Genomic DNA, 24225 nt, shown 5'->3' with positions numbered 1-24225 from the left:
CTGTCATTGGAAATAGCTGACCAGGCTGCAGTACTGTGACTGGGCAAGCATCCCTGCGCCGACGCGGTAAATTCGCAGCCACTGCGTCGTCATGCGTAAGCGTTGCCTTCGGTTTGAAACGAGTTAGAGGATTGCGTTGCGGCAATCCCCCGGTTCCTTGCCATGATTGAAAATAAAAGTATACCTTAATCCTCAACTTACCACTTCTTGCTGAGCTTGAAGGTGATGGTTCTCGCTTCGCCGTAGCCGCAGACATTCTCGCCGGCGCAACCCGAGACATATTCCTTGTCGAACAGGTTCGAGACGTTGAGCGCCGCACCCCAGCCCTTCTTCTCGTAGCGAATGCCCGCATCAAAGAGCGTTGCCGAGGGTACGCGCAGCGTATTGGCCTGGTCTGCCCAGGACTTGCCCTGGTAGCGCACGCCGGCGCCGATGCTCAGCCCGTCAAGCGCATCGCTCGTGAAGGCGTAGTCGATCCAAAGGGATGCGGTGGAATTCGGCACCAGATAGGGCGAGTTGCCGATGATGGAGGAGTCTAGGTCCTTGGTGATCGTCAGATCCGTGTAGGAATAGGAGCCGAGGAGCTTCCAATTATCATCCAGATTGACCTTGCCTTCGAATTCGACACCGCGCGAGCGGACCTCGCCGACCTGGCGCTGCAGGAAGGTGACCGGATCGGTCAACGCCATGTTCTTGCGGTTAATCTGGAAGATGGACGCCGTGAACAGGCCGTCGATGAAGTCAGGCTCATACTTGATGCCGGCCTCGTATTGCTCGCCCTTTTCCGGGGTCAGGCCGCCGCCGCTGACGCTGGTGCCGATCAGAGGATTGAAGAAGGTGCCGGCGCTGACATAGGGTGTGATGCCGTTGGAAAACTCGTAGGCGAGGCCCGCACGGCCGCTTGGCGCTGATGCGTTCGACTTGTAACTCGTGCCGACCTTCGAGTCGGAATTGGTGTCGACGAAGTCGTAACGGCCGTTGAGCGTGACCAGCCAGCCATCGCCGAAGCGCATCTGGTCCTGCGTATAGATACCGAGTTGCTGCTGCGTCATGACCTGATTGAGGTAGACGAAGTTGGTTCCCTGCGGCGTGCCGTAGACCGGGTTCGTTGCGCTGATCGGATTGGAGCCGCAGCACGCCTGGATCTGGTCGAGGCGGTAGATCGAATAGTCCGTGCCGATCAGGAAATCATGGCTGATCGGGCCGGTGTCGAACTTGTTTTCCGCGCGTGTGTCGACGGAGAACGTATCGACCTTTGAGCGCTCGAAGAAGCCGATGCGGTTCAGCATGTAGTTGGGATCGTCATAGCCAGGGCTGAGCGGATTGCCGTCGACATAGCCGTTCAGATAGGGGCCTTCCTCGCGCTTGTAGAGATGGCCGTAACGCGCGTTCTGCGACACGGTCCAGCCGCCGTCGAAATCGTGTGAGAATTCGTAGCCCAACATCTGCTGGGCATATTTGAGATTATCGATGCTTCGCTCGCCATAGAAGGCATCGCGCTTGATCTTGCCGAAGGGCGCATCGACAACGGTGCCGACATAGGGGAAGAAGCCGTTGCCGCTATGGATTTCATCCAGGCCGCTCAGCATGCCGAAGACGGTCAGCTTGGTGGACTCATCGGGTGAGATGGTGACCTGCGGCATGATGAAGCCGCGCAGGTCGTGGGTGCCATCGCTATAGGTGTCGCCGCCGGCGATCTTGCCGGTCAGGCGGTAGCGATAGACGCCGTCGGCCGAAAGCTTGTCGGAAAAGTCGAAGCCGACGAAGGCATTGCCGAGATTGTTGATGCCGATCTCGGTCGAATATTGCGGAGTGTCCGTTGGCTCCTTGCGAACCATGTTGACGAGGCCGCCCGGATTGGCGCCGCCATAAAGCACGGAGGAAGGCCCCTTCAGCACTTCGACGCGCTCGAGCATATAGGGATCGATTTGGAAGCCACCGAAGCCGTAGCTATAGAGCGTCAGGCCATTCATGAAGACGCCGCTCTGCGTCGCGTCGAAGCCGCGAATGTAGAACCAGTCGGTATCGCCATCATTGCCGAAGGGCTGCGCGGTGACGCCGGGCGTATAACGCAGAGCCTCATCCACCTTGTTGGTGATGCCGCGATCCTGCATTTCCTGCTGGCCGATGACGGAGACCGATTGCGGTACCTCGGTGATTGGCGTGTCGGATTTTGAGCCTGCCGTGGTCTTCCTGGCGACATAGCCCTTAACCGGCGCGGTACCGTTGTCTTCACTCTTCTGTTGCGAACCCTGAATAACCAAAGGCTGCAACTCCGTCGGCGTTTCCTGCGCCATGACCTTGGAGCCCGCCAGCAGCGCGATAATGGCTGCGCCCGTTGCCATGAGCCGCGCTCGCGATACGTCCTGCTTCAATCCCTGCATTTCCGTCAACTGTCCCGAATTCTTGCGCCCGTTCAGCCCGGTGGCCGATCCCTCGATAAGATGAGCAGTTAACTCATATTTACAGGCGCGGCTTGTCTGTCACGGGGGAAATTGAATGTTTTTGGGCAATTCTCCGCAAAACCTACAATTGCTCGCGGGCTGTGGTTTTCAGGCAAGCCTGCTGCGCTTCCAGCTGGCAGGCGCAGCGCCGACATTCTTGCGGAAGACGCGGGTGAAATGCGCCTGATCGGCAAAGCCGGTTTCGACGGCAACGGTTGTCAGCGGCATCTCGCTGTTCAGAAGAAGCTGCTTGGCCTTTTCGAGCCTGGCCTGCGTTTGCCATTGATGCGGCGGCAGACCCGTCGACGCCTTGAAGGCGTGGCTGAAATGCGACTGCGAGAGGCCGGTCAATTCAGCCAGTTCTTCCAGCCGGATGGCGCGCGTGCAGTTCTCTTCGATATAATCGACCGCGCGCCGCAGCTGCCAGGTAGCGAGACCGCTGCGCTTGCGCGGCTGGGTGCCGCGCAGTTGCAGCACATTGATCAGCAACGAAAGTGTCAGGCCGTCGCCGTAGAGATCGTGCAGCGGCTCCGGGTTTTCACACTCGGCCGCGATCAGCTCGGCAAGCGCCATTATGCGCGGGTCGTTGAAATGCAGCTGCGGACGGCCGAGCCGCGCCGGGTCGATATGTTCCATCAGGCGCTGGCTGATGATCTCGGCGTCGAAATGAATATCGAGGTGGCGGACGAACTCGACGCCTGCCATGTCGACCCAGAGCTCCATGCCAGCGGGAATGTAGGAGATGCGACCACTACTATAATCCTGCAGCTGGGCCTGCGCGCGAGGCGAGGGGCGGACATTGGTCTTGCCTGCGCCACGCTGTTCCAGAAGGATGAACAGGCGTGGATCGCGTGCCACATAATATCCGCCGGCCTGCGCCGCGCAATTGACGTTCCAGATGTCGGCAACCATGCCGTTCCAGTGGCGGCGATGCATACCGCCGATGACGGAAAAGCCTCCGATCTTGTTCTGCATTCTTGGCTGAAACGTCATTTGCTGCTTCCGGCGTCGCTTTTGCGCAATAATCCTTCAAATTAAACTCAAGTTATTATAACAACACTGCCCGCATAGCAATCCGCATGGGCGCGAGGGCGGTCGCCATGCAAAAAGATCTCTACCCGCGTCTACAAATACAAACGGGATGCCCTTTCGAGCATCCCGCCTTTGAGATCGATACTGCTTATTTAGGGTCTATATCCTAGAACAGACCTGCCAATCTCACCGTTTTTGCATTGGGCTGAAACGAGGCCTGGATCACGTTGGACGGCTGATGGTTGGGAGATGGCTGGGGCGCAATGGCATGTGCCGGCCGGGTAGCCGGACTCTGAGCCGGGCCGCAGCTTCCGGAGCTCGTTTTCTCGACCCGAGGCTTGCCGCTGCCGGAGCTGAAATACTCCACGGTTTGCGTGCAGGTGCCCTTGCCCGATGTCATCGAGATGACCGTATATCCTTTCACGCCTGCGGGGAGATTCGACAGATCGATCTTCATGAGATTATCCGAGCCATCCGGCCACGGCGTGAAGAGACCCGGATCATTCATCAGGGCTGCGGCCTCGCGATCCATGGCAGCCGAGATGCGCTCTATGTCGGCGAAGGGCGAGACGTCGTCGATTGGAGCAAAGCCCGCCATCGACGCCGGACCGTCCCGGAAGGTAATCGTCGGTGGCTGAGCACCGCTGTAGCGGATCAATTCCAGCGAGCCGTCCGGCAGGCGAACTGTCATTTGGTGCGTATTGGCGGATTGCTCGATCTTCTGCTGAGCGACAGCCTGGCTCGCCAATCCTGTGGCTGTGATAAGGCCGGCGCCGATGAGAAATGCATTGCGGAGGGTTAGCACGATGATCTCCTTTGCTTTGAGAGCATGTCGGATCGGCTCCTGCTTGGATGGCTTGGAGCGCCGATCGATGCGAACCCTTTCGATCTTGGTCTCGCCTCTGCCAAATTTATGGCAGTCACTGCGGCACCATGCCGCAGTGGGGCCGCACTGCTGTCAATCCTGCGTGATAAACTCGTGACAGAAGCGTCGCGTGAACGCTTCCGCACGCGAAAGCGGGCTCATTCGCTCGTTTTGAGCTCTGTGGGACAACGCCCGCTTGAAATTTCGCTTGTCTTCCGCCACCTGTGCGGCGCGACTTTTTTATTCCCAGGAGACTAGACGCTTATGACGACCACCACCGCAGAAAATACCGCCGAGAGCCACGTTTTCGAGGCCGACGTTGCCCGCCTTCTGCACATGATGGTTCACTCGGTTTATTCGGACAAGGATGTCTTCCTGCGCGAGCTGATCTCGAACGCGGCCGATGCCTGCGAGAAGCTGCGCTACGAAGCGATTGCCCATCCCGGCTTGCTTGCCAACGATCCCGACAGCCGCATCCTGCTGACGCTTGATGCTGATGGCAGCAAGCTCATCGTGGAAGATAACGGCATCGGCATGAGCCGCGACGAGATGATCGAAGCGCTCGGCACAATTGCCCGCTCGGGCACGCGCGCCTTCATGGAGCGTATCGAGGCCAACAAGCAGGGCGAGGGTGCACAGCTCATCGGCCAGTTCGGCGTCGGCTTCTATTCCTGTTTCATGGTTGCCGACCGCGTCGACGTCATCTCGCGCCGCGCGGGTGCGGAGGATGCCTGGCTCTGGTCTTCCGATGGCAAGGGCGGCTACAGCGTTGCGCCTGTTGACGTCAGCGAGGCACCGGCGCGCGGCACCCGCATTACGCTGCATCTGATGGAAGATGCCAAGACCTATGCCTCGCGCTGGAGCGTCGAGCGCATCGTCAAGGAACAGTCCGGTCATGTGCCGGTGCCGATCAAGATCGCCGAAAAGCCCGGCGAGGAAGCGACGCAGCTGACCGACGGCACCGCGCTCTGGACGAAATCGAAGAACGACATCACGTCTGAAGAGTACACCGATTTCTATCGCGGCGTTTCCGGCCAATATGACGAGCCGGCGCTGACGGTGCATTTCCGCGCCGAGGGTCGCCATGAATATTCGGCGCTTGCCTTCGTGCCGGGCTCGCAGCCCTTCGATCTTTTCGATCCGGACCGCAAGGGCCGCATGAAGCTCTATGTGAAGCGCGTCTTCATCACCGATGAAGCCGAATTGCTGCCGCGCTATCTCCGCTTCGTGCGCGGCCTCGTCGACACGTCGGACCTGCCGCTCAACGTCTCGCGCGAGATGATCCAGGAAAGCCCGATCCTGACGGCGATCCGCAAGGGCGTGACCAATCGCATCATCACGGCGATCGAGAAACAGGCGGAGAGCGACCATGACGCCTTCCTGAAGATCTGGGAGAGTTTCGGCAGCCTCATCAAGGAAGGCCTCTACGAGGACTTCGAGCGTCGTTCTCAGCTTCTGGCGCTTTCGCGCTTCCGCACGACTACCTCGGGAGATGGCTATCGCTCGCTTGCCGACTACATCAAGGATGCCAAGGAGGGCCAGCAGTCGATCTACTATCTCGTCGGCGGCAGCCTGGAGCAGCTGAAGGCGTCGCCGCAGCTTGAAGGCTTCCGTGCCCGCGGCATCGAAGTCCTGTTGCTGACCGATTCCGTCGACAGCTTCTGGGTGACCAATGCACCGGAATTCGAGGGCAAGAGCTTCAAGTCGATCACGCAAGGCTCTGCTGATCTCGCCCAATTCAAGAAGCAGGACGAAGACAAGCCGGAAAGCGAAAGCGCGCCCGCCGAAGTCCAGGCCTTCCTCGACTATGCCAAGCAGAAGCTGGCCGACGAGGTCTCCGATGTCCGTGCATCCGATCGTCTGATTGAAAGCGCCGTTTGCCTCGTGGCCTCCGAGCAGGGTTATGACCGCCAGCTGGAGAAGATCCTGCAGGGAGCCGGCCGTCTACAGTCCGGCGCCAAGCCGATCCTTGAAATCAACATGGATCACCCCGTCGTCAAGGCGATTGCCGCCAAGGCGGATGCGCCGTCCCTGCGTGACGATGCGGCCTTCCTGCTGCTCGATCAGGCTCGGGTTCTGGACGGTGACAAGCCTGCCGATCCGCGTGCTTTTGCCGAGCGGCTGGCGCGTTTGATGGAAAAGGCACTGCAGTAATCAATCGGGTCGGCACGGTTCGAAGCAGCCGTGCCGATCTGCTCCGCAGAGGCCTGCGATGGTGTCCGATTTTCTATGGCTCACAAAACTTGTCTATAAAAATCATCTTTTTGTTGCGATGTAAGAATTCTTCTTCTATAGGTGACGCAGACTGGCTTGATATCGTCCAGCCACGTAAGCGTTAACGTCACTCAACGCGTATGATCGAACGGCTCTGCGGCTTCGGTCTGCGCGACTATGTCCTGCGGATCGAGATCGAGGCGCCTCGAAAGGACACTCATGGATACCCCCCATAATTCCAACCCGGCCGTCTCCGCTCCGAAGATCGAGCGCGTGCGCCATGAACTGAAGCGGCGCACTCTGACTGTAACGGCCATCGACAGGATCACGCCCGGCATGCTGCGCATTCGGCTGGCCGGCGAAGATCTCGCCGATTTTGTCAGCCTTGCGCCCGACGACCACATCAAGGTGATGGTGCCGGGCGCCGGCGAGGAGATGGAGCGGCGTGACTATACGCCTCGCCAATACGACACCGACGCGCGGACACTCGTCCTCGATTTTGCCGTCCATGAGGCAGGCCCTGCCACGCACTGGGCGCTCGACGCTCGCGTCGGCGACAGGCTGGAGATCGGCGGTCCCCGCGGCTCGGCCGTCGTGTCCGCAGATATCGAGAACTGGCTGCTCATCGGCGACGAGACGGCGCTGCCGGCCATCGGCCGCCGGATTGAGGAGGCACGTGCGGGGGCACATATAACGGCGATCGCCGCGGTTGCCGATGCTCATGAACATCAGGCATTTCAAACCGATGCGCAGCTGGATATGCGCTGGGCATATCGGCCTCTCTCGGAAGCGGCGGATCCGTCCTCGCTTCTGAAGATATTGCAGTCGATCGATGTGGTGCCCGGCACGTTCGTCTGGATCGCCGCCGAAGCCTCCGTCACGCGCGCCTTGCGCTCCTACCTCGTCGAAGACCGCGGCTATCCGCTGAGCTGGATCAAGGCGTCCGGCTATTGGGTCAAGGGCAAGGCGGACACGACGGAGAAATTCGACTGAATGCGGGAGGCAGGCGGCAAGATGCCGCTTGCTCATCCTAATATGATAGGTCAGGCATCTTGCCGGAACAGGCTGCTGCCCCATTTCATGGCGCAATTGTCCCGCAAGTGGACAAGGCGTTCCGCGATAAGGTTGGGTTCACCGAAACTGCATTCTGGATAGATTTCGACTTCCTAAATTACAAGGGATCGTTGAAGGTTAGGCTTGAAGCGGGAATGGTGGCAAAGCCATAGGCGATCGCTTTGCAGGTCCATGCGCCGAGCGGGAGGCGGTGCTTTGGGCGTCATGTAAATCCCTGCCGTACGCGACGGCCAATGTTGAGGATCGACGCAAGGTGCTTGCCGTCCCGAAAGACCCGCCGCAGACATTCGTCGCATTGATGTTGTCGGCGCTTCGCAAGGCCTTCATCGGCATCGCTCTGGCGAGCGCGGCCATCAATGTGCTGGCGCTGACCGGCTCCTTCTTCATGCTGCAGGTCTATGATCGGGTCATTCCGAGCCATAGCCTGCCGACGCTGTCCGGTCTCGTCATCATCGTCGTGACCCTCTATCTGTTTCAGGGCGTAATCGAATTCCTGCGCTCCATGCTGCTTGTGCGCATCGGCATGTCGCTCGATGAGCGTCTAAACAGGAAGGTCTTCGGCGCGCTTCTGTTCCTGCCGAGCAAAAAACAGACGTCGGACGATGGGCTGCAATCGGTGCGTGATCTCGAGCAGATCCGCTCCTTCCTTTCCGGTACCGGTTCGACGGCGCTTTTCGATTTACCATGGGTGCCGTTCTATCTGATCCTTTGCTTTCTGTTCCACTTTTGGATCGGCTTTACGGCTCTTTGCGGCGCCTTGCTGCTCGTCGGCATTACCGTGGCTGCCGAAATGCTGTCGCGTCGACCGGCGCTGGAGGCGGCCAGGTCTTCGGCAGCACGCCTCGGCTTTGCTCAGGCTGCGCGGCGGAACTGGGAGGCTGCTATTGCTATGGGGTTTTCCGGCCGCCTCACCGATAAATGGGCTGTCATGAATGAGGATTATCTCAGTCACCAGGCGATAGCGAGCACCCGTGTCGGCGCGCTGACCATCGCCGCCAAGATTGCACGCATGATGCTGCAATCCGGTGTCCTTGCCGTCGGCGCGATCCTCGTCATTCGCCAGGAAGCGACGGGAGGTATCATCATTGCAAGCTCGATCCTGGTGACGCGGGCGCTGGCGCCCGTCGAGCTTGCGATCGGCCAATGGAAGGGTTTTGTGGCTGCACGCCAGGGTTGGACTCGGCTTGCCGCACTCCTCGACGCCGCGCCGCCCGAGAAGCAGGCTTTCGCCTTGCCCGCACCGTCGCGGGAGCTCAGCGTCGAGAATATCACCGTGACGTCGCCCGGCAGCCGCGATCTTATCCTGCGCAATGTCTCGTTCAAGATATCGGCGGGAACCATACTCGGCGTCATCGGCCCGAGCGCATCGGGCAAGTCTTCGCTGGCACGTGCAATTGCCGGCTTGTGGCCGGTTGCAATCGGCTCCGTGCGGCTCGATCGTGCCGCTCTTTCGCAATGGGATACCGATGAACTTGGGCAGCATATCGGCTATCTGCCGCAGGATGTAGACCTCTTCGACGGCACAATCGCCGAGAATATTTCGCGTTTTGCTGAGGACATGCGAACCGAATCGATCATTGCGGCGGCGAAAGCGGCGGGTGTCTACGACATGATCGTCAAACTCCCGGATGGCTTCGATACCAAGATCGGCGAAGGCGGATCGCGCCTTTCGGCCGGGCAAAGGCAGCGTATCGCCCTGGCGAGGGCGCTTTACGGCGATCCCTTTCTGGTGCTTCTCGACGAGCCGAATTCCAATCTGGATGCGGAAGGCGAAGCGGCACTGACGGCGGCCCTCGCAGGCGTCAAGGAGAGGGGCGGCATTGCTATCGTCATTGCCCACCGGCCAAGCGCTCTTGCTGCCGCCGATAGGGTCATGATCGTTGCCGGCGGCCAGGTCCAGGCATTCGGGCCAAAGAAGGACATCCTCGGTCCGTCGCCCAAGCAGCTCGGAACGACGCATCTGGCCATCGCCGGCGGGGAGACGCACGGATGATCGGCAAGGCCTCGTCATCGAACGAACGAATGATCCGCCGCCTGTCGCTGTTGGTGATAGCCGCCATTCTGCTGTTGTTCGGCGTCATGGGCGGCCTTGCCGCCGCTACAAAGATTTCCGGCGCGGTCGTCACCTCCGGCACGCTTGTCGTCGACAGCTATGTAAAGCCAGTAAAGCATTTGAAGGGCGGGATCGCCCGTGCGATCCTGGTGAAGAATGGCGATCATGTCGCCGCCGGCCAGGTGCTCGTCCGGCTTGACGACACCCAGACCAGAGCCAACCTCTCGATTATCCGCAAACGGCTCAACGAACTTTCTGCCCGCACGGCGCGTCTGGCAGCGGAGCGCGACGGCCGGCAGGATATCGACTTTCCGGCCGATCTGCTCTCGTTTGCCGAAGATGCTGATGTGGCAGCTATCCTGGCAGGCGAGCGTCGGCTCTTTCGCGATCGTCAGATATCGCGCGACGGGCAGAAATCGCAGCTTCACGAGCGCATTCAGCAGCTCAGGCAGGAGATTGACGGTCTCGTCGCCCAGGAAGAGGGCAAGCGGCGGGAAATCGCGCTCATCGCCAAGGAGCTCGGAAGCCTCGAAGGCCTGCTCGATCAGGGCATCATTTCGGCAACGAAGGTCTACTCGTTGCAGCGGGAAAGCGCTTCGCTGAACGGCGATCTCGGAAACCTCGTCTCGTCCGTCGCCCAGACCAAAGGCAAGATTGCGGAAACCGAGCTGCAGATCCTGCAGATCGATGCCGACCGCAGTTCGGAAGTATCCGAGCAATTGCGCCAGGCGGAAAGCGATAGCGGCCAGTTTGCCGAGCGCCTTATCGCCGCCGAGGACGATCTGAAGCGGATCGACATCAAGGCGCCGCAGGCGGGGATCGTCGACCAGCTAAGCATCCATGCCGAAGGGGCCGTCATTTCGCCGGCAGAGGCGATCCTGCAGATCGTTCCGGACAAGGACGCGCTGGTCGCAGAACTGAAACTCGCGCCCCAGGATATTGATCAGATTACCGTGGGACAGGCGGTGTCCCTGCGTTTTCCTGCCTTCAATCAACGGATTACCCCGGAGCTGAACGGGCATGTCGATACGATCTCCGCGGATCTGACGACGGATCAGCGTTCGGGGCAAAGCTACTATGTCGTGCGGGTCAAGGTGGCAAAGCAGGAATGGGATCGGCTGGGGCAGCTTACGCCGCTGCCCGGCATGCCTGTGGAGGCTTTTCTGCAAACGGGCCAACGAAGCGTCCTTGCTTATCTGACAAAGCCGATGACCGACCAGATCAGGCGGGCGTTCAGGGAGGATTAGGCATATAGGTGCATCGGCTCAGAATTGGGATGCGCGGGAGCGCCGTTGCTCACAGCGATCAATTGCGTAGCGGTCGATGCAAACGCTTCATCGCTTGACTTTTGAGGAGGGTAGCATGGATCAATACAAGGGCGGTTGCCTATGCGGCGACATCCGATTTGTGGCATCGGGTCGGCCGTACCGGGTCGGCCTTTGCCATTGTCTCGACTGCCGCAAGCATCATGGCGCGCTTTTTCATGCCTCTGCGATATTCCCGGAGCAGGCGGTCAAGATCGACGGCGAAGCCCGGGATTATGCGGGGCGCTTCTTCTGTCCCTGCTGCGGCTCCTCCGTTTTTTCCCGCACCGCAGATGAAATCGAGATAAATCTGGGCTCCCTGGATGCTCCGGACCAGCTAAAGCCCACTTACGAGCTATGGACTATCCGTCGCGAATCGTGGTTGCCGCCTTTTCCGCTCGAGAAGCGATACGCACGCGATCGCGAGGGTACCAGTCGCTTCGAGGAATAGCTCCCGATGGCGGTTGGTTTCGGCCGGATCAATCCGTCCGAAACACCTGTTTTGACGCAACGATTGTTCGATGCAGTCAGATGTGCCAGTCCGTCGTGTGGGCGGATTGCGTCGAGGCGGCAAGCTGGGCGTTGTGATCGTCCAGGGAATAGGCCTTGATATAGTCGATCTTCATCTCCGATCCATTCGGGAGACCGTCCGTCGGCGTCCCCGCCACGCCGCCGACCGCGAGATCGACCAGCATGTACATCGGCCCGTGCATATCGGCCGGCGTATCGGCATGGGCAACGGCCACATCGTCGAAATACCAGACGATCTGATCCTTGTCCCAGAGCACGCCGTAATTGTGGAAGCCATCGGTGCTTGGCACTTCCACCGGAATAGAGGTCTTCGTGTGCTCGCCGGTGGCATTCGAATGAACCGTCACATTGACCGTGGTCGGGTTTTGTCCGCGCATTTCCACCACGTCGAGTTCCGGTGGCCAGGAACCATCCTCCGGCAGCAGCCAGAAAGCGGGCCAGACGCCCTGGTTATGCGGCATCTCTGCCCGCATTTCGAAATAGCCGTAGGTCTGCGAGAAGGTCGAGTGAGTGGTCAGAATGCCTGAAGTATAATCATGGTTCTCGACGATCGATTTCAGCGCGTCCGGCGTCTGTTTCGCTGTAATCGTCAGAATGCCGTCGGAGACAGAAAAGGGGTTGGCGGATGCGGTCGGTGCATAAGAAGGATTGATGTACCACTGCAGTTCATCATTCAGGCTGCTGCCCTTGTCCGGCGCCCAGGAATATTTAGCATCCCAGGTGCCCTGCGTCCCCTCGTGCAGCGAAAGCGTATTGAAATCGTCCGAAAAAGTCTGAGTGAGCGACGATCTGTCGAGCCCGAGCTGAAACTGGTCTTCATGCAGGTCGGAGATGGTCTTGTTGGCGAAGACCAGGCTTTCGCCATTACCGAGATCGAGCCGGACATTGGCACCTTCCTGCGTGGAATGGCTGACGACCTGATCGAACGACGTCAGGCCATACTGATTGAGCCTGACCTTGTCGTCATCGCTGAAATCGGTGATGAGATCGCTGCCGTTGCCCTTGCTGATGATGAAAGTATCGGCGCCGCCGCCGCCCGTCAGCACGTCGTTGCCGGCACCGCCATCGATGGTCTGACTGCCGCTGCCGCCGGTGATGATGTTATCGGCGTCATTGCCATAGGCATGGCGATTATTGCCCGTGACCGTGAGATTTTCGAAATTTTCGGGCAGCGTATAATCCATCCAGGTATTGATGGTATCCACGCCGGCGTTGGATGCTTCATAGGCGTGATTGATGCTGGAATAGAGATAGTAGATATCGTCGCCGGTGCCGCCCATCATCGTCACATTGACGGAGGCGTCACCCCACATGGAGTCGTTGCCGGCGGTGCCGTAAAGCACCGGGCCAGAGCCGGTGGCGGAAAAGAAACCTGTCGACGTATCGCTATAGTAAAGTGGCTGTCCAAGGGCATTCAAAACTGAATTGGGCATGAGAATCCTCTTCCCTCGTGCCGGACGACCTCCTCCATCGAGCTAATATTTCTCCCCGCTCATATGCGTCAAATAGCGTGCATTGTTTTTCTGCCCACCCCCGACGGCAAGTTTTTTCGCCAACCTGTCCAAAAGTGCTGGTTGGAGCATTCGCGCTCATGGCTATGAGGCCGGGACGCAGTTATTCACCGCGTCCCCGAAGCCAGAATTTAGAGCGCGGCCTTTACCTTGGCAGCGACATCCGGGCTTACCCATGTCGCCCAGATGTCTTCATGGTTCTTCAGGAAGTATCGGGCGGTGTCTTCGTTGGTGCCCTGGTTATCCGTCTGCCATGCAAGAATGCTATTGACGAGATCGTTCGTCCATTTCCGTTTCTTCAGATAGTCCATCGCGACGCCGGCGTGATCGGCAAACTTCTTGGTGACGACGGTGTAGACTTCCGAGACGGGATAGGAATTAACCTTTGGATTGGCGCAATCCATGACCGAGGTGCATGCGTCCCATTCGGCCTTGTCGTGGGGTACGCCGAAGGAAAGGCGCACCATTGGATACTTGCCGAGGATAGCGGTCGGCGACCAATAATAGCCAAGCCAGCCCGTCTTCTTTTCGAAGGCATTGGCGATCGTGCCGTCAAGAGCGGCGGCAGATCCGGTCTCGACGATTTCAAAGCCCTTCTTCTCGCCGTCGAGCGCCCGGTAGAGATTGCCGAGCGACGCCTGGCATTGCCAGCCGGGCGGGCAATTGTAGATGACGCCCTTTTTCGGATCGTCCGGCGCGGGGAAAAGTTCCGGGTGTTCCAGCGCCTGCTGGACGGTCTTGATATCGGGATGGGCGTCGGCGAGGAATTTCGGAATCCACCAACCATCCTGGCCGCCATCGGAAAGAATGCCGGCAGCGATGACCAACCGTCCCTCGGAAACCGCCTGATCCAGCGGCGTGCGCACCGCATTGATCCAAAGTTCCGGCGCAACGTCCGGTTGGCCTTTCTCGTTCATCGAAGTAAATGTTGGCAGCGTGTCGCCCGTGAGGAGTTCGACCGAGCAGCCATAGCCTTCCTGGAGGATGATCTTGTCGACATTTGCCGCAACGCCGGCCGACGCCCAGTTCATTTCGGCGATGGAGACCGAACCGCAATCGGCATGCGCGGCGCCGGCAAAGGTATAAAGTGCTGCAGCGAAGACGGCGGCAGCTATAGGCTTCTTCATGTAAGACCTCCAGGTCCTGATGTTGCTGTTGTCGAAGGATGTCGCGGGTGAAGCCGTTGATCTTTTCCTTCGCTCTTGCGATGCCCCGGCAGCGCAACGGCCACGCAGAGGCAAATCCGGACAGTCAAAGCCGTCCGGGCGCGTCCGGATTACTGCCACATCGATCCCGATGCCATGTGTTGGCCGGATGAAGTTTGAAGCTTTCCCACAGGAAATGAACGGATGCTACCGGCGTCATCGGCGTCTTATGCCCGACACGGAAGCTGGAGATCCGTTTGATCGCTGCCGAATGGACCTGCGCGCGAGCTGCGGAGGGAACGGGCAGTTCCGTTGGCGACCACGATCATATCGAAGGCTTCAGCTTTTTTTGACCCTCCGCAGCGATGCTCTCGTGGTAGAGCGTTTTCCGACTTTGCAGCTATTGCCTTCAGGGTGATCGAGGATAGATCGCAGCATGTTGAAGCAATCAGGAGTTTCATATGCGGAAGATCATTCTGATCGGTATCGTGGCATGCGGATTTGCCGCGCCAAGCTATGCACAGGTATCAAACGACCAACTGGAATTGGCTTACAATTCGGCACGCAATCAACTTGGCGTGCTGAAATATTGCCAGAATGCAGGCCACATCGATGGGGCTGCTGTCGAGACTCAAACGAAAATGCTCGCTCTCATACCGGCGCCCTCGGATACGGCGAAGGGCGAAGCGGCCGAACAAGAGGGTGAAAAAGGCAAGATCTCCGCCATGGGCGTGAATCAGGATCTTGCAGCCATTACAAAAGCGCAGAACGTGACCGAAAAGCAGTTTTGCGAAACCATCGCAAATGCGGTGAAGCAGGCTGGCGCGCAACTTCCAAAATGAAATGCAAAACTGCGACGGCGCGAGCCGTCGCAGCTTGCCATGTACAATATCCGCTTGGCATCCGCATCGCTTCGGACTGCCTCATAGTTTGCTTGAGATCATTCCAACGCCAGCGAACGCGCCACGGTCAGGTTGCTGCCGACGGCCTCAGCGATCTTGAAACGGATTTCCGCCTGTCTTCGCATAAACGCATCACAATGCCTTTAGTCTAGTATTTTTATAGACAATTATCGTGCCGTTCAGCCTGCGCGGTGCCGAGCGGCCTTTTGGCCGCATGATCGATGTCGTGGCGGCCAAAATAGGGACGGGATATGAGAAAAACGCATTCAAGCGCGAAAACCATCGGGCGAAGCAAGATCCGCATTGCCCTGGCATTTTCTTTTCTGACGATGATGGGCACTGTCGCAAATGCCGCATCCGATACGGCAAAGCCGGTCGATGGGGGCATTCTCAACGTCGGATTGGCAACGGATGCCTCCATTATCGACCCGTCGATCACGGGCAACTCGGTTACGGCATTGATTACCCGCAATATCGTCGACTCGCGTGTCGGGCAGGCCGAAGACAACAAGTTCACGCCGTGGCTGGCAGAAAGCTGGGACATCAACGGCGACAATACCGTCTATACTTTCCGTCTGCGTCAGGGCGTGACATTCAGCGACGGCACTCCGCTCGATGCAGCCGCGGTCAAATACAATTTCGATCGCATTCTCGATCCGAAGACGACATCGAGCTATGCCAAGTCACTGCTCGGACCGATCGACAAGATCGAGGCGCCGGATAGCCGTACGGTCGTGATCCGCTATCGCCAGTCCTTCGCGCCCTTGCTGCAGGGGTTGAGCCTTCCCTATCTCGGCATTCAATCATCGACCTATCTTCAGAAGGCGCAGAGCACGACGAATACGGTCATCGGATCGGGTCCCTACGTGCTCGACAATTTTACCAAGGGCAGCGGCAGCAAGCTGAGCCGCCGTGCGGATTACAATTGGGGTCCTGGCTATGCCGCGCATAAAGGGCCGGCCCATTTCGATCAGATCGTCTTCAAATATCTGCCGGAGGCTTCCGTGCGTCTCGGTGCGCTGGCAAGCGGTCAGTTGCAGGCGATCGACGCGGTGCCGCCGGCAAATTATCGCTCCGTTCAGGGTAACGGCAAGCTGCAGGTGGTGACGCGGGAAAACCCGGGCGTCAACAGCGCCTATTTCCTGAACACCTCGAAGGGACCATTTCAGGACTTGAAGGTGCGGCAGGCTTTCCAGAGCGCCGTCAATGGACCGGCAGCGGTCAAGGCTGCCTTCTTCGGAACCTTGAAGCCGGCCGACAATATCCTCGGCCCCTCGACGCTCTATTATGACCACGATATTTCCAGCTCATGGGGCTTCGATCTGGCAAAGGCCAACCGGCTGCTTGACGAGGCGGGCTGGTCACAGAAGGACGCCGATGGTGTCCGCAAAAAAGATGGCGGCCGGCTGACCCTGCATTATGTCTACGACAGCACCTCGCTCGCCGCGACGGAAGTGACCTTGGCGCAGGCCATTCAATATCAGGTGCGGCAGGCGGGTTTCGATTTGCAGCTCGATCCAGTCGATTCCGGTGGCTGGACCGCTCGCGCCAATGCCAATGATTACGATCTCGTGTCCTTCTACTATGTGCGTGCGGAGCCCGATATCCTGCGCACGGTATTCCATTCGGCCTATATTCCTCCAGCCGGTCAGAATGCGTCTCGCGTCAAAAGCCTCGATGAAAAGCTGACGAAAGCGGTCGGGGCTTCCGATGCCGAGCGTAAGAAACTCTATGCCGAGATACAGAAGGAAGTGATCGAGCAGGCTTATGCCGTACCGCTTTTCGTAGCCGCCTATCAGCTCGGCGCCTCGAAGAGCCTGCATGGCATTTCCTGGGCCACCAATGCGAAGCCGAATTTCTACGATGCCTGGCTGGACCGCTAAGCTCTTCCAAACCGCTGTGCGGCGGACCGGGGTGATCGTTGCCGTGCTTTGGGGCGCGGCAACGATTGCCTTTATCGCCGTAAAGCTCATTCCCGGCGATCCAGTCGCGATCCTGGCTGGCGGGGAGAACGTCGTCGATGAGGCAGAGCGGGCCGCATTGGTGCATCAATATGGCCTCGACCAGCCGCTTGCGCTGCAATATGCGCATTATATCGCCAAGGCCTTAAGTGGCGATTTCGGACAAAGCTACCAGTACAGACAGCCTGTTTCAGAGGTGATCTATGAGGCCGCGGGACCGACATTGCATCTCGCCGGCAGCGCGATCGTGCTTGCTCTCCTTCTGGCGATCAGCGTGGCCTTGGCAACCGCAGGCCGTCGCAAAAGCCTGACGCTGCTGTCCTCGGGAATAGAATTGATCCTTCTGAGCACGCCCGTCTATTGGATCGGCATTGTCCTATTGTCGGTCTTCAGCTTCAATCTCGAATGGTTTCCGGTCACAGGCAATGATGGACCATCGGCGCTTGTGCTGCCCGCCATTGCCTTGAGCCTGCCGCTCGCCGCACTCTTGAGCCAGGTATTGCGCGACGGCCTGGAGGAGGCACTGTCCCAGCCGTTTTCTCTGACCGTGCGGACACGCGGCGTCGGCGAGACGGTCCTGCGTGTCAGACATGGTTTGCGGCACGCCGCACTGGCGGCCTCGACCCTCACCGGCACGTTGCTTGCCAGCACCCTAGGCGGCTCGATCCTGACCGAGACGGTATTCGGCCGTTCGGGCATCGGGCAGATCACGCTTCAGGCGATCAAGACCCGCGACATGCCGTTGATCCTCGGTCTGGTGATGCTGTCTGCCCTTGTCTTCGTTATCGTCAATCTGCTGGTCGATGCTTTCTACCTTGTGATCGATCCACGTCTAAGGAGGACAGGCCTTTGAGCGATGTCGTACTAGCTGAAAGCGGGCAGCGCCGCATCACGCGCAGACGCCCCGTCTGGCTGTCTTTCGGACTGCTTGTTCCCTTCGCCTTTTTTGTCCTTCTTTGTGTAGCGGTCTGGGCGCCCCAATGGCTCTCTGCTCTCGATCCCGAGGCAGTCGATCCGAATGCGATCCTCTTGCCGCCTGATGGGCAACACTGGTTTGGAACCGACGAACTGGGCCGGGATCTGTTTTCGCGCGTGGTTTACGGCACCTCGCAATCCCTGACCATCGGCATCGGTGCGACCCTGATTGCCAGTCTCGGCGGGATCGTGTTGGGGACGACGGCTGCACTGGCTCCAAGGCCGATTGCCCGGCTTTTGCTACGCATCATCGATATCCTGCTTGCCTTTCCGGAAATGCTGCTCGCGCTGCTGGTGATTGCCGTTCTCGGCCGCGGGCCTGCGAACACGCTCTTGGCGGTCGGGCTTGCCAGCATTGCCGGCTACGCGCGGCTGATCCGTTCGCAGGTGCTTCACATTAAGCTGTCGGGCTATGTCGAACATGCTGTGGCACTTGGCGAGCATCCGTGGACGATCATCAGCCGGCATATCGTCCCCAACGCCATCCGGCCACTTCTCATCCTCGCGACGATTGGTGTGGGTAGTTCGGTACTGTCCGCTTCGGCCTTGAGCTTCCTTGGCCTGGGCGTCGTGCCTCCGGCGGCTGAATGGGGTGCGCTCCTCGCCAATGGCCGTAATTTTCTCGATATCGCGCCCTGGACCAGCCTGTTGCCGGCGACGGTGGTTGCGCTTTCCGTCATTTCGATCACGCTTTTGGGCCGCCGACTGCAAACCCTCCTCGCAACGGGAGATCTGCGATGAATATTCAGTCCGGCCTTCGAAACTTTCAGACCACCGCTTCCGAGCCGCCCCAGCTGCTTGCGGTCAAAGGGTTGAATGTGGCCTTTCAGACCCCGCAGGGCCGCGTGGATGCAGTTCGCGACCTGTCGCTACAAATCGCGCCTGGCGAGATCCTCGCATTGGTCGGCGAATCCGGCTCCGGAAAGTCTGTAACGGCCCGGGCGATTGTCGGCCTCGCCGGATCGCGCTCCGTGGTAAAAGCCGACAGGATGGATCTGAGCGCGCATGATGGCCGGCCGCTCGACCTCCTTGACCTGTCGGAAAAAGCCTGGCGCCATGTGCGCGGCCGCGAAATCGGTTTCATTCTTCAGGATGCGCTCGTATCGCTCGATCCCCTGAGGACGGTCGGTCGCGAAATCGCCGAGCCCATCCTCACGCATCGACTGGCACCACCTTCACTCGTATCGCAACATGTCGTGGAATTGCTGGAACGTGTTGGTGTTCCCGAGCCGGATTTGCGGATGGGGCAATATGCGCATCAATTGTCCGGCGGATTGCGGCAAAGGGCATTGATTGCCTCCGCGCTTGCCGGCCAGCCGCGCTTGCTCGTCGCCGACGAACCGACGACAGCGCTGGATGTCAGCGTCCAGAAAAGAGTGCTCGCCATCTTCAAGGAACTGGCCGCTGCCGGCCATGGCATCCTCCTGATCACGCATGATCTCTCCGTTGCCGCCCAGCTCGCCGATCGGGTCGCGGTGATGCAAAAGGGCCGGCTGGTGGAAACGGGCCTGGCGCGCAGCGTCCTGTCAGATCCACAGCATGACTATACCTGGCGGCTCCTGGCAGCCGTACCTACAGCGGTCAATCGCGGCCGCCGCCTCAGTGCAGCGAATACGCCCTTGCCGCTCCGGAAGCCCGTTTGCTCAGCCGAGAGTCTGCTGGAGATACGCAACGTATCGATGAGTTTCAGGCACGCGGATGGCAGTCTTCTGCGCGCCGTCAGGGACGTATCGCTTCATATCGGCAGCGGCGAAACGCTGGGTGTCGTCGGTGAATCCGGTTCGGGCAAGACCACGCTCGGCAAGATTGCGCTGGCGCTGCAGCGGCCGGATGCGGGGGAGGTGCTGTACGAAGGGCGACCGTGGAGCGCGCTTTCAGAACGCGTTCGCCGCCCCCTCAGAGCCGGAATACAGACCATCAGCCAGGACCCGTTGAGCTCCTTCAACCCACGCTTCACCGTCGAGCGCATCATCGAACAGCCTCTGCTGCTTCATGGCGGTCTCGGCAGATCGGAGCGCCGCGAGAAGATCATCGGTCTAATGGATCTGGTCGGGTTGTCGCCGGATTTGCTCGCCCGGAGGCCGACCGCGCTTTCAGGTGGCCAGCGCCAGCGCGTATCGATCGCCCAGGCTCTTGCGGCCGCGCCGAAACTTCTGATTTGTGACGAGCCGGTTTCGGCACTCGATGTCACGACGCAAGCCCAGGTTCTGGATCTATTGGTCGATCTGCAGGCAAGGCTCGGCCTGTCGATGATGTTCATTTCGCATGATCTGGGGGTGATCCAGCATATCAGCCATCGGATCGTCGTCATGAAGCAAGGAGCGATCGTCGAGGCTGGATCTGTCGAAGAGGTCTTCCAACGGCCTCGCCATGCCTATACACGCGAACTTATTGCATCCGTGCCGAGGTTTTCGCGCTAAAAGGCCTGATCGTAACATGGTTGGCTTCATTCTTTACGTCTCCTTGCCGCCGGCAAAATAGCCGGTTCCGGCCTAATTACTGTCGGCGCGTTACCCTTGAGAAGCATCACGCTGTCAACCTGCTCGGTATCAGCTTCACAATATCTGCCAGAACGGACCTGAGCCGAGGCTGCTGACGTTGCCGCCGGGATGGTTGGCGACCAGCGTTTCGCCGGAAAAGCCGCTGCTGCTGATCCTGCAGTCACCGGGGCGGCGAGAGAGATTGTCAATGCAGTCTTTCTGGGAGCTGTCATTCAAATGACCGCCGGCCAGCCTCGCTCCATTCGTGAGCGGCTTTTGCAATATCATTCAAACCTATTTTGTCTGTGATTTCTATTTTCAATATAAGTGAAATTGAAGTAACAATTAATAATACAAATTGAAAGAGATATTTCGGAATCATAAAATCCTATGTATAGTCTACAAAAATACCTTATTAAGGCTGACGAAGGTTATGGTGATTGAACGTGATGAAAGTGTAATTCTTATCGCTACATAAATTATATGATGCAATGGCATAAAATTAACGCTATTGTTATCGAAATAACCTCGGGTTTTGAGGGGCGAGGGGTAAGGTGGGGCGCATAATGTTGCGGGGAGCAGAGATGAATGGGATGGCGCTGTTCGCGCTCATAAGGCGTGCCGATAGGCGCTTGCCCATATTGGCAAGTCGACCGAGCGGAGGATTGTGATGGCTGGCCGGACTACTATCGCCGCCGGTTCAGGCACATTGCAGGAGCGTTACGGCGACTGGACGCTTACCATCGTCAATCAGGGAGCCGCCGATCAAGCGCGGCCACATTATGCGATTTCCTATACGCTGTATGATCTGCAGACAAACGCGCCAGTGCTTTCGATCGAACTTACTCCCGACGGCGGAAGCCTGAGGGGTATATTGGCGTTGCCGCTGGGGCTGCATCTGCGGAGCGGGCGGTTGCCGCGGGGTGACGAAGCTGCTTTGGGTCTGGCTCAGCCGCTCGGTGCGGCTTCTTCGCGCGGCTGTCCGGTCGAGCTGAAGCTCGATGCAGCCATGATTGCCAACCTGCGGCGACGGCGTAGCCTCCGCGTGATGCTGGCGGCGACCGATACGGGTCGTGATGTGAGCTACGTCATTTCGCTCAACGGGTTTGCCGAGGCTCTCAGCCGGGCGCTCTCCATTGTCGATCCCTACGCCGCAAGAGCCCACATCAGGTCGGGCTTGACCCTTCAGTAGCAGGTCGGATTTCGGGCGGGGTTGCCCGTGCGATTGGCCGTGCCGCCAACCGCACGCATTTCCTTCGCTCCGGCGGTATGCTTGAATTCCGATGTCAAGTTTCGCGGCTAATGCTTGCAAGCAATGTCCGGCGCGCCTCGCTCAGATGTGCCGTGCAGGTCTGGCTAATTTTCCTTTGGTCTCTTGAGAGAATCGCATCGATATAAGCCAGATGCTGATAGACAGCCGCTTCGTTGCGAATGCGCTCGTCTTTCTTGTTCCATTGATAATGGTAGAAGAAAATCAGTGAGATGACGTGGTAGAATTCGGTGACGAAGCGATTGCTGGAAGCACTGTTGATCAAGCGATGCAATTGCTCGTCAAGGAGCGAGAACCGGTGATAATCGGTCTCGATCGTCTCCAGCAGCTTGAGATGCTCGGTGCGCAGTCTGCGCAGCGCGTTCCAGCTCGGGTCGCTGTCATCGAGTTCCGCAAAGCGCATGACGGACCGCATTTCGAAAATTTCGCGGATATCGGAAAGCTCGTTGGCGAATTCCAGGGTCATGCCGCGGAAGACCCATTTGCCGCCGGCTTCGCGCTCCATCAGGCCAAAATGCCGGAAGCTCTGCAGAAACTCGCGGATCGTCGTCGTCGACACGCCGAATTGCCGCGCGAGCTGAAGCGCATTGATCGCCTGGCCCGGACCGCTATCGGATTGGAGTATCCAGGTCAGGAAGGCGCGCTCGACGATCAATGTCGGCGGGATGGTCTCCGCTTCAGCATAGAGCTCGGATGGTTCTGTCTGCCGCAGCACTATCCTGTCCTTGGATAGAAGGCCGTTCTCCATCGCGGCCGCCAGGCACTTGCGGACCGTCGTTCTGCTGGTGCCGAGGGTTCGGCCGATCTCGCGTTCCGAGCCAAGAGAGTGGCCGTGACCAACCGATTGTACGTGGCGCAGGAACTCGTTGAACTGCCGCTTGAAGAGGTTTTCAGAACGCATGCCGATTTGGTTTCGTTGGTTTTTTAAACAAAAAATACCACTTTGAATCGATCGCCTCAACCGTGTAGATTCCGCCTCGAGCTAAGGAGGATAGCTCGGGAATGAGACCAGCATATCTCGTTGCTCACTGGCGCTGCCGGGAAGATGGCGTCGCATGAGCTACACTTTTGATTTCGAGGGCCTGCTTCCCTATTGGGATCAGTTTGCGGAAGGCGTCTGGCTGACGATTCAGCTTTCGGTGGCGGCAACTATCGTGGGGTTTGTGCTGGGCACGTTCTGTGCGATCGCACGGACCAGCGGCTCGGCGACGCTGAAGACAGTCGTCGGCGCCTATGGCGCCGACCTGCCGGCCGACATCGCTACCCTGAACGGATCTGTTTCCAGCGAACCGGGTGCAAGCGTCCGGTTCACGCCCCCAAACCGGAAAGGTATCGTCACGTGAAAGCCCTATTGATCGAAAGTGAAGGTGTCAGCCGTTTCACCGATGTCGCCCGCCCGCAGCTCGGAGAAGGCGATGTCCGTATCGCCGTCCGCCATGTCGGCATCTGCGGGAGTGATCTCAACACGTTTCGAGGCCTCAACCCGCTGGTGGAGCTGCCGCGCATCCCAGGGCACGAAATCGGTGGCGAGATCATCGAGACAGGGGCGGGCGTTTCGTCCGCCTATCAACCGGGGCGGCGCGTCATCGTTCTTCCCTATACCAGTTGCGGTACTTGCTCTTCCTGTCGCAAGGGTCGCGTGAATGCTTGTCGCTACAACCGCACGCTTGGCGTGCAGCAGGATGGCGGGCTTGCCGAAGAGATCGTTCTTCCCGCGGAGAAGGTGATCATGAACGACACGCTCGATCCTCGCTTTCTTGCTTTGGTCGAGCCGCTGTCGGTAGGCTTCCATGCGGTGGCGCGCGGCCGCGTTTCGTCGAGTGATCGCATCGTCGTGCTGGGCTGCGGCATGATTGGCATGGGCGTGGTCATCGGAGCCGTTGCGCGCGGAGCCGAGGTGATTGCCGTCGATCTCAGCCCGGAAAAGACCGCGCTGGCACAACGCTTCGGAGCACGCCACACAATCGATGCCGGCACGGAAGATGTCGCTGCGCGCATTGTTGAACTGACTGATGACCAGGGCGTCGATGTGGCCTTCGAAGCGGTCGGTCTTCCGGAAACCTTTCGTCAGGCGATCGATCTTGCCGGCTTTTGCGGGCGCGTCGTCTATGTCGGCTACGCCAAGGCTCCCGTTACCTATCAGACACAAATGTTCAATCTCAAGGAGTTGGATATCATGGGCTCGCGCAACGCGACCAGGTCCGATTTCGATGCGGTGATCGCTTATCTGGAGACGATCGGCGACCGCGCCGCCTCGCTCATTTCCAAGATCATACCCTTCGCCGAGGCCGAAGGTGCATTGCCCTTTTGGGACAAGAACCGTGACGTTTTGAAGGTCATTGTCGAAAGATGAATACGCAAGCATCCATGAAATCTCCAACAGCGCTTCCCGACTGGCATGGTGCGTTCCGACTGGACGGACAGTGCGCGCTGGTGACTGGCGGAGGCAGTTGACTAGGCCTCG

At 58.9% G+C, this 24225-nt stretch carries 20 protein-coding genes; 13 read left to right on the top strand and 7 right to left on the bottom strand.

Annotated features, from left to right (window positions below; genetic code table 11):
* Positions 1-197: 197 nt before the first annotated feature.
* The 3 genes from FBZ97_RS08670 to FBZ97_RS08660 all read right to left on the bottom strand — a co-directional run bounded on the left by FBZ97_RS08670 (position 198) and on the right by FBZ97_RS08660 (position 4281).
* A complete protein-coding gene (locus FBZ97_RS08670) occupies positions 198-2384 on the bottom strand; it encodes a TonB-dependent siderophore receptor (RefSeq protein WP_145318399.1) in 2187 nt (728 codons plus the stop codon).
* Between the two features lie 168 nt (positions 2385-2552).
* Positions 2553-3437 carry an AraC family transcriptional regulator gene (locus FBZ97_RS08665; RefSeq protein ID WP_145318397.1) on the bottom strand — a complete coding sequence of 295 codons (885 nt, stop codon included), beginning with the start codon at positions 3435-3437 and terminating at the stop codon, positions 2553-2555.
* A gap of 205 nt (positions 3438-3642) precedes the next feature.
* Positions 3643-4281 (bottom strand): hypothetical protein, encoded by a 639-nt coding sequence (locus FBZ97_RS08660; RefSeq protein ID WP_145318395.1) that lies wholly within the window; start codon positions 4279-4281, stop codon positions 3643-3645.
* 324 nt (positions 4282-4605) lie between these two features.
* Here FBZ97_RS08660 and htpG point away from each other — a divergent pair, with 324 nt between their 5' ends.
* From htpG to FBZ97_RS08635, 5 genes are all read left to right on the top strand, one after another.
* Complete coding sequence (htpG, locus tag FBZ97_RS08655) at positions 4606-6495, top strand: molecular chaperone HtpG (protein WP_145318393.1); 1890 nt, start codon at positions 4606-4608, stop codon at positions 6493-6495.
* A 279-nt stretch (positions 6496-6774) separates the two neighbouring features.
* Positions 6775-7548, top strand: a complete 774-nt coding sequence (locus FBZ97_RS08650) for a siderophore-interacting protein (RefSeq protein WP_145318391.1) — start codon at positions 6775-6777, stop codon at positions 7546-7548.
* Between the two features lie 334 nt (positions 7549-7882).
* Positions 7883-9622 (top strand): type I secretion system permease/ATPase, encoded by a 1740-nt coding sequence (locus tag FBZ97_RS08645; protein ID WP_113354370.1) that lies wholly within the window; start codon positions 7883-7885, stop codon positions 9620-9622.
* Entirely contained in the window at positions 9619-10929 is a 1311-nt protein-coding gene (locus tag FBZ97_RS08640; protein ID WP_145318382.1) for an HlyD family type I secretion periplasmic adaptor subunit, read from the top strand. Before FBZ97_RS08645 ends, FBZ97_RS08640 begins: the two co-directional genes overlap by 4 nt.
* A gap of 115 nt (positions 10930-11044) precedes the next feature.
* Positions 11045-11437: a GFA family protein gene (locus FBZ97_RS08635; RefSeq protein WP_145318379.1), complete on the top strand. Its 393-nt coding sequence runs from the start codon at positions 11045-11047 to the stop codon at positions 11435-11437.
* A gap of 76 nt (positions 11438-11513) precedes the next feature.
* Here FBZ97_RS08635 and FBZ97_RS08630 read toward each other — a convergent pair whose 3' ends face one another.
* On the bottom strand, positions 11514-12950 hold the full coding sequence (locus tag FBZ97_RS08630; RefSeq protein ID WP_113354373.1) for a family 16 glycosylhydrolase: 1437 nt from the start codon (positions 12948-12950) through the stop codon (positions 11514-11516).
* Positions 12951-13159: 209 nt separating this feature from the next.
* Entirely contained in the window at positions 13160-14155 is a 996-nt protein-coding gene (locus FBZ97_RS08625) for an ABC transporter substrate-binding protein (protein ID WP_145318376.1), read from the bottom strand.
* 479 nt (positions 14156-14634) lie between these two features.
* Between FBZ97_RS08625 and FBZ97_RS08620 the strand changes: the two genes are divergently transcribed.
* From FBZ97_RS08620 to FBZ97_RS08600, 5 genes are all read left to right on the top strand, one after another.
* On the top strand, positions 14635-15015 hold the full coding sequence (locus FBZ97_RS08620) for a pore-forming ESAT-6 family protein (protein WP_113354375.1): 381 nt from the start codon (positions 14635-14637) through the stop codon (positions 15013-15015).
* A 311-nt stretch (positions 15016-15326) separates the two neighbouring features.
* The gene (locus FBZ97_RS08615; RefSeq protein ID WP_145318371.1) at positions 15327-16958 is read left to right on the top strand and encodes an ABC transporter substrate-binding protein; all 1632 of its coding nucleotides are present in this window, start codon (positions 15327-15329) and stop codon (positions 16956-16958) included.
* Positions 16939-17889 (top strand): ABC transporter permease, encoded by a 951-nt coding sequence (locus tag FBZ97_RS08610; protein WP_145318368.1) that lies wholly within the window; start codon positions 16939-16941, stop codon positions 17887-17889. The genes FBZ97_RS08615 and FBZ97_RS08610 overlap by 20 nt, the downstream gene beginning before the upstream one ends.
* Positions 17886-18752, top strand: a complete 867-nt coding sequence (locus FBZ97_RS08605) for an ABC transporter permease (RefSeq protein WP_145318365.1) — start codon at positions 17886-17888, stop codon at positions 18750-18752. The genes FBZ97_RS08610 and FBZ97_RS08605 overlap by 4 nt, the downstream gene beginning before the upstream one ends.
* The gene (locus tag FBZ97_RS08600) at positions 18749-20431 is read left to right on the top strand and encodes an ABC transporter ATP-binding protein (RefSeq protein WP_145318363.1); all 1683 of its coding nucleotides are present in this window, start codon (positions 18749-18751) and stop codon (positions 20429-20431) included. The genes FBZ97_RS08605 and FBZ97_RS08600 overlap by 4 nt, the downstream gene beginning before the upstream one ends.
* A 135-nt stretch (positions 20432-20566) precedes the next feature.
* On the opposite strand, the gene FBZ97_RS34330 is transcribed toward FBZ97_RS08600, so the two are convergent.
* Positions 20567-20728 (bottom strand): hypothetical protein, encoded by a 162-nt coding sequence (locus FBZ97_RS34330; RefSeq protein ID WP_156090747.1) that lies wholly within the window; start codon positions 20726-20728, stop codon positions 20567-20569.
* Between the two features lie 433 nt (positions 20729-21161).
* Here FBZ97_RS34330 and FBZ97_RS08595 point away from each other — a divergent pair, with 433 nt between their 5' ends.
* On the top strand, positions 21162-21683 hold the full coding sequence (locus tag FBZ97_RS08595; protein ID WP_113333190.1) for an invasion associated locus B family protein: 522 nt from the start codon (positions 21162-21164) through the stop codon (positions 21681-21683).
* Between the two features lie 94 nt (positions 21684-21777).
* Here FBZ97_RS08595 and FBZ97_RS08590 read toward each other — a convergent pair whose 3' ends face one another.
* On the bottom strand, positions 21778-22662 hold the full coding sequence (locus tag FBZ97_RS08590; protein WP_145318360.1) for a GntR family transcriptional regulator: 885 nt from the start codon (positions 22660-22662) through the stop codon (positions 21778-21780).
* A 154-nt stretch (positions 22663-22816) separates the two neighbouring features.
* Here FBZ97_RS08590 and FBZ97_RS34680 point away from each other — a divergent pair, with 154 nt between their 5' ends.
* Together FBZ97_RS34680 and FBZ97_RS08580 are read left to right on the top strand one after the other, a co-directional pair.
* Complete coding sequence (locus FBZ97_RS34680) at positions 22817-23104, top strand: hypothetical protein (protein WP_246661714.1); 288 nt, start codon at positions 22817-22819, stop codon at positions 23102-23104.
* Entirely contained in the window at positions 23101-24114 is a 1014-nt protein-coding gene (locus FBZ97_RS08580) for a zinc-binding alcohol dehydrogenase family protein (RefSeq protein ID WP_145318357.1), read from the top strand. Before FBZ97_RS34680 ends, FBZ97_RS08580 begins: the two co-directional genes overlap by 4 nt.
* The last annotated feature ends 111 nt before the right edge of the window (positions 24115-24225 follow it).

Source organism: Rhizobium sp. ERR 942 (assembly GCF_007828395.1).
Taxonomy (GTDB): domain Bacteria; phylum Pseudomonadota; class Alphaproteobacteria; order Rhizobiales; family Rhizobiaceae; genus Rhizobium; species Rhizobium dioscoreae.
The sequence above is the reverse complement of the archived record's forward strand: the minus strand, read 5'-3'. Positions and strand labels throughout refer to the sequence as shown.